We start from the raw sequence: 12886 nt of genomic DNA on the forward strand, positions 1-12886 counted from the left end.
GTACCCGACGGGTCGCCGGCGGCGCCGCGCGCGCTGAACACCGTCCTCTGCATCTCCGTCACCTCTTCACCGTGCCCGTTTTCCGTCAGCGAAGTCCAGTCCGCTGCTGTCACCGGTCTTCTCCCGCGCCGAAGCGCCGGGTGAGACCGGCCCCAGTGTCGTCCGCGCCGTTGGAATGGTCCAGCCGCCGCAGAATGACACCCTCTCGCAGAGCCCATGGGCAGATCTCGAGTTCCCCGAGAGAAAGCGCTCGCATGGCGCCCTGCGCCACCAGCGCCCCCGCCACCAGCTGGTGGGACCGGCTCGCGCTGACCCCCTCCAGGTGCGCCAGCTCGCCCGAAGGCATCCGCGAAATGAAGGCGAGCAGCTGACGCAGTGCGGTGTCGGTGAGGGTACGGCGGACGCGGGGACCACTCGCCGAGGGGGCGGCCCCGGTGAGCCTGGCCAGCGAACGGAACGTCTTCGACGTCGCGACGACCCGGTCCGGTTCACCCCATTTGGCGACCTTCCTGGCGAGCCCGGCGAGCTGGTCCTCCAGCCAGGCCGACGTCGCGACGAGCTCCGACCGCGTCGGCGGGTCGTGCCGGAAGCGGGTCCGGGTGATCCGGCCGGCGCCGAGCGGCAGGGACTCGGCGAGCTGCGGTTCCTCGTCGACGCCCATCGCGACCTCCAGCGAGCCGCCGCCGATGTCGAGGACCAGCAGGTTGCCCGCCGACCAGCCGAACCAGCGGCGGACCGCGAGGAAGGTCAGCCGCGCCTCGTCCACGCCGGAGAGGACCTTGAGCTCGACCCCGGTCTGCTCGGCGACCCTGGCCAGCACCTTCGCGGAGTTGCCCGCCTCGCGCACGGCCGAGGTGGCGAAGGCCATGACCTCCTCGCAGCCGAGCCGGACGGCGGCGGCCTTCGCCGATTCCACCGCCCCGACCAGCTCGTCGGCGCCCTGCCTGCTGAGGTCGCCGGAGCGGGTGATCTGCTCGGCGAGCCGCAGCACCGACTTTTCGGAATGCATGGGCGTCGGGTGGGCGCCGCGATGGGCGTCGACCACGAGGAGATGGACGGTGTTGGAACCGACGTCGAGTACCCCTAGGCGCACGAGGGTCCAGCGTACCGGCCGCGCGGCCAGGTCACGAAATCGTAACCAAGACCACAGCTTTTCGTGCGGTTTCGGTTGCCCGTCAGGACTCGAACTTGTAGCCCAGTCCGCGCACGGTGACCAGGTGGCGAGGCGATCCCGGGTCCGGCTCGATCTTCGAGCGCAGCCGCTTGACGTGGACATCGAGCGTCTTGGTGTCACCGACGTAGTCCGCGCCCCACACCCGGTCGATGAGCTGACCGCGGGTGAGCACCCGGCCGACGTTGCGCAGCAGGTACTCCAGCAGGTCGAACTCCTTGAGCGGCAGGGAGACCTCGGCACCGTCCACGGTGACGACGTGGCGCTCGACGTCCATCCGGACCGGTCCGGCCGCGAGCACCAGCGGCGCCAGCGTGTCCCCGGCGTCGCCCTCGCCGCCGCGCCGCAGCACCGCCCGGACCCGCGCGATCAGCTCCCGCGCGGAGTAGGGCTTGGTGACGTAGTCGTCGGCGCCGAGTTCCAGTCCGACGACCTTGTCGATCTCGCTGTCCCGCGCGGTCACCATGATCACCGGCACCGCGGAGCGCTGGCGCAGCTGCTTGCACACGTCGGTCCCGCTCATCCCGGGCAGCATGAGGTCGAGCAGCACGATGTCGGCGCCGTTGCGGTCGAACTCTTCCAGCGCCTGCTGGCCGGTGCCCGCGACGGCGGCGGTGAAGCCCTCCTTGCGGAGCAGGAACGCGAGCGGGTCGGCGAACGACTCTTCGTCCTCGACGATCAGAACCCTCGTCACAGGTTTCCTCCATGATCCGGGCTGTCCTGCCCTGTGGCCACGAGCCGGGGTGTCCGCTCGGGGGTCTTCTCCTGCCGCGCCGGGGGAACCGCGGCGCGCGCGGGTTCGGGTGCGGGTTCGCCGGAGTGCGCGGGAATGCGCAGGGTGAACGTCGACCCGGTGCCGGGGCGGCTCCAGAGCCCGACGGAGCCGCCGTGGTTGGCGGCGACGTGCTTGACGATCGCCAGGCCGAGGCCGGTGCCGCCGGTGGCACGCGAGCGCGCCTTGTCCGCGCGGTAGAACCGCTCGAACACCCGCTGCTGGTCCTCCTCGGCGATGCCGATGCCGCGGTCGGTGACGGCGATCTCCACCATGTCGTCGCGCAGCCGCCTGCTGATCGACACCGGGCTGCCCGGCTGCGAGTACGCGACGGCGTTTTCCAGCAGGTTCGACAGCGCGGTGACCAGCAGCGTCCGGTCCCCCTCGACGAGCAGGCCGCTGGCCGCGTCGGTGGTCACGGTGATCTCGGCGGATTCGGCGGAGATCGAGGCCCGGCCCAGCGCCTCGCGGACGACGGCGTCGACCTCGACGACGTTGAGGTCGGGCAGGCGTTCCGCGCCCTGGAGGCGGGAGAGCGCGATCAGCTCGGTGACGAGCTGGCCGAGCCGGGTGGACTCGCGGAGGATCTTGCCGCCGAAGCGGCGGACCTCCTCGGTGTCCTCGGCGGCGTCGAGCACGGCCTCGGTGAGCAGCGCGATCGCCCCGACCGGCGTCTTGAGTTCGTGGCTGACGTTCGCGACGAAGTCGCGGCGGACCGCTTCGAGCCGGATGGCCTCGGAGTGGTCGACGGCCTCGACCACGGTGAACCCGTCGCCGAGGGGGCGGACCAGGCCGAGCACCGCCTCGGGCTGGCGGCCGCGTGCCTCCAGCGGCGAGACGTCGATCTCCATCGGTTCGTCGGTCTCGACGACCTGCTCGGCGGCCTTGCGGGCGCGCGGGTCGGCCTGGTTGACCTTCACCAGGCCCAGTTCGTAGGCACGCGGGTTGTGCAGCACCAGGTCGCCGAACCTGTTGAGGACGACGACGCCGTTGTTGGAGGAGCGGATGAGCCGGGCCAGCAGTTCGGCCACGGTGGGGCCGGCGGGGCGCCGGGCTTCCTCCCGTCGGGCGCGGATTTTGGCCGCGAGGAAGCCGACAACCACGCCGACCACCAATGCGCCGATGGCCAGTGCGAGTGAAGCAGGCGTGGTCACGGGGGAATCGTAAGCATCGAAGTGGCCTTCCGGCCTAGTCCTGGACGCCCTGTCGTGAGGACCGTGACACCTCCAGGCGACAAGTTCGCCCCGCTGTCAGGACTCGTTCACGTTTCGGACGCCGAGTCGAGACCTTCGATAGACCGCAAGTCCTCTTCGGACAATTTCACCCCACCGGCGGCGATATTCTGGTCGAGATGACCAATGTCGCCCGTTCCGGGGATGGCCAGCACGTTCGGTGATCGGCGCAGGGTCCACGCGAGCCGGATCTGCGCGGCGGTGACCCCATGGTGTCGCGCGACCGCTTCGACCCGTTCGTCCGTCGCGGCCTGCCCGCTCGCGACGGCGAAGAACGGCACGCCCCCGGGTACAGCGGCGGACGAGGTCGTCCTCCTCGCGTCGCGCGGTCAGCCTGGGTTCCGCACGCGGACCACCGGCGCGATGACCTGGGCCTCGGCGAGGTGTTCCGGCCCGGCGTTCGAGATGCCGAGCTCGCGAGTCAGCCCGGCCTCGCGGCTCGGGAGCGGTCGACCGACGGGCCGACGCCGCGTTCGGGCTGCTCGCCGGGCCGCGGGTTGAGGACGGGTGGCGACCGTTGTCCCGAACGCGCCGTTCGGGACGGCGGCCCGGCCGTTCGGAGACCTCCCGGTGTCGCGAAAGCTCCGTTCGGGACGTTCGACGTCCGCACCGCGTCGTTCGGGACGGGATGGGCGGCCGGGCCGGGCTGGGCCGGATGCCGTGAAGGGGTCCTTACCGGCGCTGAGTGCCGGTAAGGACCCCTTCACGGACCTCTGGTTCACGGTCCCTGTCCACAGCCCCTGGCCGTTGTGGACAACTTCGGCCTCGGCTGCTCGTTTTCGGGGTTTTGTCGTACCCCGCCGATAGAATGTTGTTGGGGTCGCCCCCCCGGAGAGGGCGGGGGATACCCACCCAGTGCCAAGGGGCTGGGCGGTCCTCGGCGGCGGTGTGGCAGTGCGGCCAGCAGGTCCGGGCGAAGGGGTCAGCGGCCCTGGTTGGCGACGGCGGCCGCGGCTTCCTTGGCGGCGTCGGGGTCGAGGTACTCGCCGCCCGGCTTGACCGGCTTCAGGTCCTCGGTGAGGTCGTAGCGCAGCGGGATGCCGGTCGGGATGTTCAGGCCCGCGATGTTCGCGTCCGAGATGCCGTCCAGGTGCTTCACCAGCGCGCGCAGGGAGTTGCCGTGCGCGGCGACGAGCACGGTGCGGCCCGCCCGCAGGTCCGGCACGATCGCCGACTCCCAGTACGGCAGCAGCCGCGCCACGACGTCCTGGAGGCACTCGGTCAGCGGAGCGGCGTCGCCGAGGTCGGCGTACCGCGGGTCGCCCGCCTGGCTGAACTCGTCCGACGGGTCGATCGCCGGCGGCGGCGTGTCGTAGGAGCGGCGCCAGAGCATGAACTGCTCCTCGCCGAACTCGTCCAGGGTCTGCTTCTTGTTCTTGCCCTGCAACGCGCCGTAGTGCCGCTCGTTGAGGCGCCAGTCGCGCTTGACCGGGATCCAGTGCCGGTCGGCGGCGTCGAGCGCGAGGTTCGCGGTCGAGATCGCGCGGCGCAGCAGCGAGGTGTGCACGACGTCCGGCAGCAGCCCGGACCCGGCCAGCAGCCCACCGCCCCGGCGCGCCTCGTCCTCGCCCTGGTCCGACAGCGGCACATCGACCCAGCCGGTGAACAGGTTTTCCGCGTTCCACGTGCTCTGCCCGTGCCGCAGCAGCACCAGCGTCCCAAGTTCGGCCATGGCCACAGCCTGCCAGAACCCCTCCGCGCACACGCCGCGAGGCCGGGTTGCCGGGCAGGCTTGAACGGTGTTCTACGGAGAGTGCGATACCGATGGGTAACACCTTCACCCGACAAGACGTCCGACCGTCAACAAGCACGAAAAAAGGTGCAAGGAACTCCACTCCGTTATCCCCCGTAGGAAAATTCACACGAATGGAGTAACCAGTAGTCTTGTGATTACTGGTCGATATCTGACAGGTTTGGCTACGTCCCACTCAGCCGGATTCCACGCACTCCCCGGCAGAGTCGGGTAAGCCCGCGGCTCGTCTCCCCCCTGCCGAGCCGCGGCCCGCCGGCCCCGTTGGCATCCCCCTCGTCACCGGGTCCGCAGAGGCGGGAACTTCAGCGGAGCGGCCCGAGATCGCGACTCCCCCCTCCCTCGGGCCGTTCCGCTCCTCCGCTGCTGTAGTCGGGGGCCTGGCGGCCCCCTCCCTCAGCCTTGTCCCCCCGTGGGGGCGAGCCCCCACACCCCCACGGTGCGTCCGGTTGCCGACCCGGCGTGGTCACCCCAAGTGCGCCCCAGCGTGGTCGCCTCAGGTGCCCGGGGCCTCTGCCTCGGCGGTGGTCGGGGGCTTCGACTCGCGGCGTTTGCGGAGCCAGAGGAACACGGCGGTGGCGGGGATCGCGAGGGCCAGCAGGAAGGGCGCCATCGCGCCGAGGACGGTCAGCAGACCACCGCCGAAGACCAGGAACGCGTGCCAGCCGTCCACGAGGCCACCGAGAAAACCGCCCGGCCCCTCCGCGGCCGGCGGCGGCGCGCCCTCCGAGACCGTCAGCGTGATCGTGGCCATCGCGACGCTGCCCGCCAGCGACTCGCGACGCCGCTGCAACGACTCCAGATCCGCCTCGCGGCGCGTCAGCTCGTTCTCCACCGACGAGACCTCCGAGACCGACCCCGCCTTCGCCAGCAACGCCCGCATCCGGTCGACACTCGCCCGCTGCGTCGCGAGCCGGGCATCGACGTCGACGACCTGCTCCGTGACGTCCTGGGCGTTCAGCTCGCGCTTCACCGTCTTCCCCAGCCCGGCCAGCTCGTCCAGCACCCCGTCCAGCTTTTCGGCGGGCACGGCGAGGCTCAGCGTCGCGGACCTGCCCCCGCTGCTCTCCTGCCCGGTGTAGCCACCCGCGGCCCGCGCCACCGCACGCCCCCGCCCGACGACGTCGGCCACGGTCGAGGTGCTCAGCTCCAGGCGCGCGGTGCGCACCAGCTTCCGGTCCGTCACTCCCGGCTGTCCGGCAGGCACCGGCGCCGTGCCCTTGCCCTTGTCCTGTTGCGGCGCCGCCGCCCGGCCCGCCTCGGCCGACGCGGCGCTGCCAGGGCCCGCGCTGTCGGCGCGCATCGGCGCCGCGCTTTCCTGCGCCCCTTCGGTACAGCCCGCGAGCACCAGCGCCAGCCCGGCCACCGCCAGCGCCCATCTCCACCGACTCCGCATTCGTTCGTTCCCACCAGTCATGGCGGGAGGACGAATCCGGCGATCAGCGCGGTTGCACGCGCTTGGTCACGAGTCGGTCAAGCCCGGCTCGTGCGGTGTCGCGGGCTCGACCAGGTGCCGGAACGCCTGGAGGTTCGCCAGCGACTCGCCCCGCGAGACCCGCCAGTCCCACTCGCGTTTGATCGACGTCGCGAAACCGATCTCCAGCAGGACGTTGAAATCGCCGTCGGCGGCCTCGACGACCTGCCCGAGGATCTTGTCCAGTTCGGACTCGGTGATCGTCCCGATGCCGAACCTGCCGACCAGGTAGATGTCCCCCATACCGTCCACTGTGTAGTGAACGCCGTACAGCCTTGCGTTGCGCTGCAACAAAAACCGGTAAACGTCCTCATGCGACTCGTCGGGACGACGGCAGACGAACGCCTCCACCGAGAACGCGTGGTCCCCCTCGACGAGCCAGCAGTTCGTCTGGAGTTTCTTGGTACCCGGCAGGGTCACGAAGTACTTTCCCGGCCCGCGCCGGTCGTACTTCAGGTCCGCTGCGTCCAAAGTGGACTTGATGACGGCGTCGAGCATCAGACGGCAACCTCCGAACGTAGTTCCAGCGCCCGCCGGAACGCGGTGGTGGCCTGAGCATAGATGTCCAGCAGCGAGTCCGTGGTGCGCTGCCAGGAGAACCGCCGCGCGTGCGTGACCGCGTTCGCCGCCAGCTCGGCCCGGCGCCCCGGCCGCAACGCGACCGACGCCAGCGCGTCCGCCCACTCCGCCGCGGCGTGCGAGGGCACCAGCAGCCCGGACACCCCGTGCGGCACCGCGACCGGCAGCCCGCCGACCTCGGCGGCCACCACCGGCGTTCCGCAGGCCTGCGCCTCCAGCGCCACCAGCCCGAACGACTCGTTGTAGCTCGGCACCGCGACGACGTCCGCCGCGCGGAAGACGTCCGCCAGCGCCTGCCCCGGCTGCGGCGGCAGGAACCGGACCTGTCGCTCGATCCCCAGCGAGACGGCCAGCTCACGCAGGGCCTGTGGCTGCTCCAGCCCGGTCCCCGACGGCCCGCCGACGATCAGCACGAGCAGCCGCGACGCCGCCTCCGGCCGTTTCCGCAGCAGCTCCGCCGCCGCGTGCAGAAGAACGTCCGGCGCCTTGAGCGGCTGGATGCGCCCGGCGAACGCCAGCACGACGGCGTCCTGCGGCAGCCCCAGCGCGGCACGGGCCGCGTACTGCGAGCCCGGCGTGAAACGGTCGAGGTCCACCCCCGGCGGCACCGCGTGCACGGCGTCGGCCGGCGCGTCGTACAGCTCGATCAGCTGCCGCGCCTCGACCTGGGTGTTGGCCACCAGCCGGTCGGCCTCGGCCACGACCTGCTCCTCGCCGATCACCCGCGTCCTCGGCTCCGGCGTGTCCCCCTCGGCGAGCGCGGCGTTCTTGACCTTCGCGAGCGTGTGCGCGGTGTGCACGAGCGGGACGCCCCAGCGGTCCCGCGCCAGCCACCCGACCTGACCGGACAGCCAGTAGTGCGAGTGGATGAGGTCGTAGTAGCCGGGCTCGTGGAACGCCTCCGCCCGCAGCACGCCGGAGGTGAACGCGCACAGCTGCGCGGGCAGTTCGTCCCGGCCGAGCGGCTCGAACGGCCCCGCCGGGACGTGCCGCACGGTGACGCCCGGCGCCAGCTCGGCCAGCGGCGGCTGATCCGAGGACGTTGCCCTGGTGAACACCTCCACCTCGACCCCGCGGCGGGCCATCTCGGTGGCGGTCTGGCTGACGTAGACGTTCATCCCGCCGGCGTCGCCCGTCCCGGGCTGTTCCAGCGGAGACGTGTGCACGGACATGACCGCGATCCGGCGCGGCGCAGCACGGAACCCCTGCAGGGAGATGCTCACCTGTCAACTCCTGTGTCTACTTCGGCTGTTCCCCGGAGAACTGCCGAAGCACGGAGTTGAACTCCTCCGCGGACTCGACGAACGGCAGATGCCCCGCGTCAACGAACCAACGCAGAACGGCCCCCGGAATCTTCCCCGCCGCGTACTCCGCGGCGGCGGGGGCGACCACCCGGTCGTTCGTCCCGTGCACGATCAGGCAGGGTTTGTCGATCGCGGCGAGCACCTCCGCGGACTCGACGTCGCGGCGGAACATCGCGGACCGGACCGAGGGCGGCACGCTCAGGCAGCTGCCGAGCAGGGCCTGCGCCAGTGGCCCGGGGACCGGCTTCGCCGCCATCGCCGTGCTGAACTCGGTCAGCGCGGGCACCGCGACCTCGGGATCCGCCGACAGCGCCGCCGGGATCGCCGCGCGCATCGCGTCGCCGATCCGGCCGCCCTCGCGGCCCTTGCCGATCTCGGTGAGCGCCCCGGCGAGCACGATGCCGCCGATGTGTGCGGAACCGTGCACCCGCAGGTAGTCGGTGAGGACGAGCCCGCCGTAGGACCAGGCGACCACGATCGGGTCCGGTCCGGCGAACTCCAGCACCGCGGCCAGGTCGTCGGCCCAGATCCGCGAGTCGTCGTATCCCCCGGCCGGCGCGTCCGAGGCGCCGTGCCCGCGCAGGTCCATCGCGATGAGCCGGAACCGCCCGGCCAGCGCGGGGTCGGCGAACTGGGCGGCCCAGACGTGGGACGACTGCGCCCAGCCGTGCACGAGGACCAGCGGCCGCGCGTGCCGCGCGCCGCCGACGGACAGGCTGATCTCGGCGCCACCGGCGCCGACGACTTCGGCACGCACTTACTTGACCGCCGAGAGGGTCTTCCAGGTGCCCCAGTCGTAGAGCCAGTCCTTGACGTCGGACTGCGTCTGCTTCCCGAGCTTCGAGCCGGTGACCTCGACCGGGTCCCCGATCAGCGCGGAGGAGAAGTACGCCTTGGCGTCCGCGTCGAGCAGGTTCACGCAGCCATGCGAGTTGTTGGTCTTGCCGATCGCGGCGGCGTTGTCCTGGTTCTCGTGAATGAACTCGCCGTGGTTGGAGAACCGGCACGCCCACTTCTTGTTGACGTTCGTGTAGCCGTAGCGGGCGTTGTCGAAGACGGCGTGTTCCTTCTTCTCCATGATCATGTACGTGCCGACCGGGGTGTTGCGCTCGACGTCCGAGTCCAGCCCGTTGCTGCACGGGTAGCTCGCGACCTTGGCCCCGTCGCGGTAGACGTGCATCTGGTGGTCCGGGGTGTTGATCTTGACGACCTGGTTGCGGCCGACCTTGAACTTGGTGGTGACGTCGGACTTGCCGTACACGCCGCCGCCGAGGTCGACGCCGTACAGCTTCGCCTCGACGCTGACGGTGATGTTGGCCGGCCAGTACTCCTTGGGCCGGTAGTCGACCTGGGTGTCCGAAAGCCAGCCCCAGGCGCCCTCGACGTTCTTGTCCGTCTTGACGGAAAGCGCCTTCTCGACCGCGGCCCTGTCCTTCACCGGGGAATCGAACTTGACGCTGATCGGCATCGCGACGCCGACCTGCGCGTCGTCGATCGGGTTGAGCGTCGCGCGGTTCTGGCTCGCCGGTTTGAGCGTGGTGAACGAGCCCTTGAGCTCGACGGGCTTGTTGTCGCTGCCGGTGGCCTTCGCGGTGTAGGTGTAGGTCTTGCCGTAGCCGAGCGGCTCGCCGCTGGTCCAGCTCAGCCCGTCGGCGGCGAGCTCACCCTTGACCTGCTTGCCGCTGTCGCCGGCGAGCGAGACCTCGGTGAGTTTTCCGTCGGTGACCTTCACCACAACCGGCTTCGCGACCGGTGCGTCCTTGGCGTCGAGGGCGGGTTCGGCGGTGATCTTCGCCTTCGGTGGTGTGTCCGCGGCGGGCTGCCCGTTGCTGCCCCCGCTGCCGCCACTGCCCTCGCTCGAACAGGCGGCGACGACGACCGTGGCCCCCGCGGCCAGTGCGGCCTTGAACACCATGCGCCGATCCACTACTCACAACCTCCCGCTTGCCCCCTCGACGACCGGCAGCCTCCACGCTCTCAACGTCGCCGACGGGTTCGACGTTACCTGTCTGCCTGGCAACTCACCCAGGCCCACTACCTGTGACGACGCCCGGGGCGGGAGCGGGTTGCCGGGGTGCGGCACACACCACTCGAAGAGCGCAGCCCCTCAGAGCGCGCAGTTGATGAGCAACGGTTCCGGGTGCAGGGTGACGCCGAAGCGGTCGCGGACGCCATCGCGGACTTCACGCGCCAGCGCGAGCAGATCCGCCGTGCTGGCATCGCCGCGGTTGGTGAGCGCGAGCGTGTGCTTGGTCGAAAGCGACACGCGCCCGCCCGGACCCGGATGTCCCTTGGCGAACCCGGCGCGTTCGATCAGCCAGGCCGCCGACAGCTTGACGCCGCCGTCCGCGGGGTAGCGCGGGATCTTCACGTCGGCGCCCACGACGCCGCCGATCCGGGCCAGCACGGCGTCGGACTCGGCGGCCGGGACGATCGGGTTGGTGAAGAACGAGCCCGCGCTCCACGTGTCGTGATCGGCAGGGTCGAGCACCATTCCCTTGCCACGCCGCAGTTCCAGCACCGCATCACGCGCGTCGGCGGCCGGGACGAGAGCACCAGTCTCGACGTCGAGCACCCGCGCCAGTTCGGCGTAGCGGATGGGCGCGGAAAGGCCGTCCTCGCGGACCTCGAAGCGGACGGAGAGCACCACGCCGGAGTCGGTGCCCTTGAGCACGCTGGTGCGGTAGGCGAACCCGAGCTCGTCGGCGCCGACCGTGCGGATCTCGCGGGTGGCCCGGTCGTAGAGGTCGACGGACACGATCGATTCGGCGACCTCGCAGCCGTAGGCGCCGACGTTCTGGATCGGCGTCGCGCCGACCGAGCCGGGGATGCCGGACAGGCATTCGAGACCGCCGAGGCCCTCGGCGACGAGGCCGGCCATGAACTCGTCCCAGTTCTGCCCGGCGGCGACCTCGACAATCTTTCCGTCCCGATGCCAGCCGGTGGTGGCGATCCCGACGAGCGTGCCCGCGAACCCGGCGTCGCCGACCACGAGGTTGGACCCGCCACCGAGCAGCAGGACCGGCTCGCCCCCGGTGTCGGCCTCCCGGACGGCCTCGACGAGGTCGGCGCTGGTCGCGGCGGTGACGTACCGGCGGGCGGGTCCGCCGAGGCGCAGCGTGGTGTGGGCGGCGAGACGCGTCGCGGCGGGAGTTTCGGCAGGCTTCACGCTCCCAAACGGTACTGTCCGGCTCATGGGATCTCGGATCGAGCACCGCGCGGAGTTCTCCGGCGACGTCGCCGACGTGCTGGCGGCGGTCGCCGGGGAGGACGCGCTGGCGGCACGGCTGGAGCGGCTCGGCGGCGACGGCGCGGCGCTGCTGAAGTACTCGTGGTCGGACGACGACGAGATCTTCGTCGAGCTGCGCCAGGGCATCAGCGCGGAGCGGCTGCCGCAGGCGGTGCGGGCGCTGCACAAGGGCGATCTGGTGGTGCACCGGACCCAGACCTGGCGGCCCGAGGGCGAGGGCTACACCGGCGAGGCGACCGTCGAGGTCGGCGGCGTGCCGGGTGAGATCACGGCGCGGACCTCGCTCACGGCGGACGGCGACCGGGTCGTGCTCGCGACCCATGGCGAAGTGACGGTACGGATCCCGCTGTTCGGCGGGAAGCTGGAGACCGTGATCGCCGAGCAGGTGACGAAGCTGCTCGAACGCGAGGGTGAATTCACCGCGAAGTGGCTGGCCGACCACTGAAGCCCGGCGCGCTCGTCGGCGCGCCGACCCGGGGCACCACGAACCCGAACCGCCTGCGGCGCGTCGACCGCTGGCTCGCCGGTGATCCGTCGGTGGCGGCTTCGCTGCGCCGCGCGCCGGACCCGCTCGTCGTCGATCTCGGCTATGGCGCTTCGCCGGTGACGACCGTCGAGCTGACGCGATGGCTGCGGACGGTGCGTCCCGACGTCCGGGTGCTCGGACTGGAACTGGATCCCGCGCGGGTGGCTTTCGCACAGGGAGCGGCCGATCCGCCGTGGCTGGAGTTCCGGCGGGGCGGGTTCGAGCTGGCAGGGACGCGGCCGGTGCTGGTGCGTGCCTTCAACGTGCTGCGGCAGTACGCGGAGGAGGAGGTCCCGGACGCCTGGTCGCTGATGCTCTCGCGGCTCGCCCCCGGCGGCCTGCTGGTCGAGGGCACCTGCGACGAGATCGGGCGGCTGGCCACCTGGGTCACCCTCGACGCCTCGGGGCCGCGCTCGCTCACCCTGTCACTGCGCCTCGCCGAACTGGAACATCCGTCCACAGTGGCCGAACGACTGCCGAAGATCCTCATCCACCGCAACGTTCCCGGCGAGCGGGTACACGCCTTTTTGTCCACTTTGGACGAGTGCTGGGCGGCAGCGGCGCCACAGCGGTCGTTCGGGGTGCGGGCGCGCTGGCTGGCGACGGTGCGGATGTTCGCGGAGCGGGGCTGGCCGGTGTCCGGCCGCCCCGCGCGGCGCCTCGGCGAGTTGACCGTCCCGTGGGACAGCGTCGCCCCCGCCTGAAACCGCCGAACCCGGAGAGTCGGCTCGCGTACCTGGAGCGTCGGCTCACGTACGCGAAGGGTCGGCTCGCGTACCCAGGGGGTCGGCCGGTGAGCCGACCGTCCGGGTACGCCAGCCGACCGTT

The 12886-nt window shown here is 71.2% G+C and carries 13 protein-coding genes; 2 read left to right on the plus strand and 11 right to left on the minus strand.

What is annotated here, in order from left to right; genetic code table 11:
• Nucleotides 1–109: 109 nt before the first annotated feature.
• The 11 genes from ABD987_RS23845 to ABD987_RS23895 all read right to left on the minus strand — a co-directional run bounded on the left by ABD987_RS23845 (nt 110) and on the right by ABD987_RS23895 (nt 11451).
• Nucleotides 110–1093, minus strand: a complete 984-nt coding sequence (locus ABD987_RS23845) for a Ppx/GppA phosphatase family protein (protein ID WP_345397705.1) — start codon at nt 1091–1093, stop codon at nt 110–112.
• 82 nt (nt 1094–1175) lie between these two features.
• Nucleotides 1176–1865, minus strand: a complete 690-nt coding sequence (locus ABD987_RS23850) for a response regulator (RefSeq protein WP_345397708.1) — start codon at nt 1863–1865, stop codon at nt 1176–1178.
• Nucleotides 1862–3097, minus strand: coding sequence for a sensor histidine kinase (locus ABD987_RS23855; RefSeq protein ID WP_345397711.1), 1236 nt, complete (start codon nt 3095–3097; stop codon nt 1862–1864). The genes ABD987_RS23850 and ABD987_RS23855 overlap by 4 nt, the downstream gene beginning before the upstream one ends.
• A 107-nt stretch (nt 3098–3204) precedes the next feature.
• Nucleotides 3205–3456, minus strand: a complete 252-nt coding sequence (locus tag ABD987_RS23860) for an aldo/keto reductase (RefSeq protein ID WP_345397714.1) — start codon at nt 3454–3456, stop codon at nt 3205–3207.
• A gap of 641 nt (nt 3457–4097) precedes the next feature.
• Nucleotides 4098–4847 (minus strand): phosphoglyceromutase, encoded by a 750-nt coding sequence (locus tag ABD987_RS23865; protein WP_345397717.1) that lies wholly within the window; start codon nt 4845–4847, stop codon nt 4098–4100.
• Nucleotides 4848–5421: 574 nt separating this feature from the next.
• Nucleotides 5422–6321: a DUF4349 domain-containing protein gene (locus ABD987_RS23870; RefSeq protein WP_345397720.1), complete on the minus strand. Its 900-nt coding sequence runs from the start codon at nt 6319–6321 to the stop codon at nt 5422–5424.
• Nucleotides 6322–6387: 66 nt separating this feature from the next.
• Nucleotides 6388–6897 (minus strand): type III secretion system chaperone family protein, encoded by a 510-nt coding sequence (locus ABD987_RS23875; RefSeq protein WP_378214308.1) that lies wholly within the window; start codon nt 6895–6897, stop codon nt 6388–6390.
• Nucleotides 6897–8150 carry a D-inositol-3-phosphate glycosyltransferase gene (gene mshA / locus ABD987_RS23880; protein WP_345398815.1) on the minus strand — a complete coding sequence of 418 codons (1254 nt, stop codon included), beginning with the start codon at nt 8148–8150 and terminating at the stop codon, nt 6897–6899. The genes ABD987_RS23875 and mshA overlap by 1 nt, the downstream gene beginning before the upstream one ends.
• Before the next feature lie 67 nt (nt 8151–8217).
• A complete protein-coding gene (locus ABD987_RS23885; protein ID WP_345397723.1) occupies nt 8218–9039 on the minus strand; it encodes an alpha/beta fold hydrolase in 822 nt (273 codons plus the stop codon).
• Nucleotides 9040–10197 (minus strand): L,D-transpeptidase, encoded by a 1158-nt coding sequence (locus ABD987_RS23890; RefSeq protein WP_345397726.1) that lies wholly within the window; start codon nt 10195–10197, stop codon nt 9040–9042. It lies immediately after the preceding gene.
• 192 nt (nt 10198–10389) lie between these two features.
• On the minus strand, nt 10390–11451 hold the full coding sequence (locus ABD987_RS23895) for a UDP-N-acetylmuramate dehydrogenase (protein ID WP_345397729.1): 1062 nt from the start codon (nt 11449–11451) through the stop codon (nt 10390–10392).
• Between the two features lie 25 nt (nt 11452–11476).
• On the opposite strand from ABD987_RS23895, the gene ABD987_RS23900 reads away from it, so the two are divergent.
• On the plus strand, nt 11477–11977 hold the full coding sequence (locus tag ABD987_RS23900; RefSeq protein ID WP_345397732.1) for a DUF2505 domain-containing protein: 501 nt from the start codon (nt 11477–11479) through the stop codon (nt 11975–11977).
• Nucleotides 11959–12762 (plus strand): class I SAM-dependent methyltransferase, encoded by an 804-nt coding sequence (locus tag ABD987_RS23905; protein WP_345397735.1) that lies wholly within the window; start codon nt 11959–11961, stop codon nt 12760–12762. Before ABD987_RS23900 ends, ABD987_RS23905 begins: the two co-directional genes overlap by 19 nt.
• The last annotated feature ends 124 nt before the right edge of the window (nt 12763–12886 follow it).

Source organism: Amycolatopsis samaneae (assembly GCF_039541975.1).
Lineage (GTDB): Bacteria > Actinomycetota > Actinomycetes > Mycobacteriales > Pseudonocardiaceae > Amycolatopsis > Amycolatopsis samaneae.

What these genes read in the sequence shown, in the direction of transcription:
- ABD987_RS23865 (WP_345397717.1), bottom strand. Translation starts at nt 4,847, where the DNA reads ATGGCCGAACTTGGGACGCTGGTGCTGCTGCGGCACGGGCAGAGCACG.
- ABD987_RS23870 (WP_345397720.1), bottom strand. Translation starts at nt 6,321, where the DNA reads ATGCGGAGTCGGTGGAGATGGGCGCTGGCGGTGGCCGGGCTGGCGCTG.
- ABD987_RS23875 (WP_378214308.1), bottom strand. Translation starts at nt 6,897, where the DNA reads ATGCTCGACGCCGTCATCAAGTCCACTTTGGACGCAGCGGACCTGAAG.
- mshA (WP_345398815.1), bottom strand. Translation starts at nt 8,150, where the DNA reads ATGTCCGTGCACACGTCTCCGCTGGAACAGCCCGGGACGGGCGACGCC.
- ABD987_RS23890 (WP_345397726.1), bottom strand. Translation starts at nt 10,197, where the DNA reads ATGGTGTTCAAGGCCGCACTGGCCGCGGGGGCCACGGTCGTCGTCGCC.
- ABD987_RS23900 (WP_345397732.1), top strand. Translation starts at nt 11,477, where the DNA reads ATGGGATCTCGGATCGAGCACCGCGCGGAGTTCTCCGGCGACGTCGCC.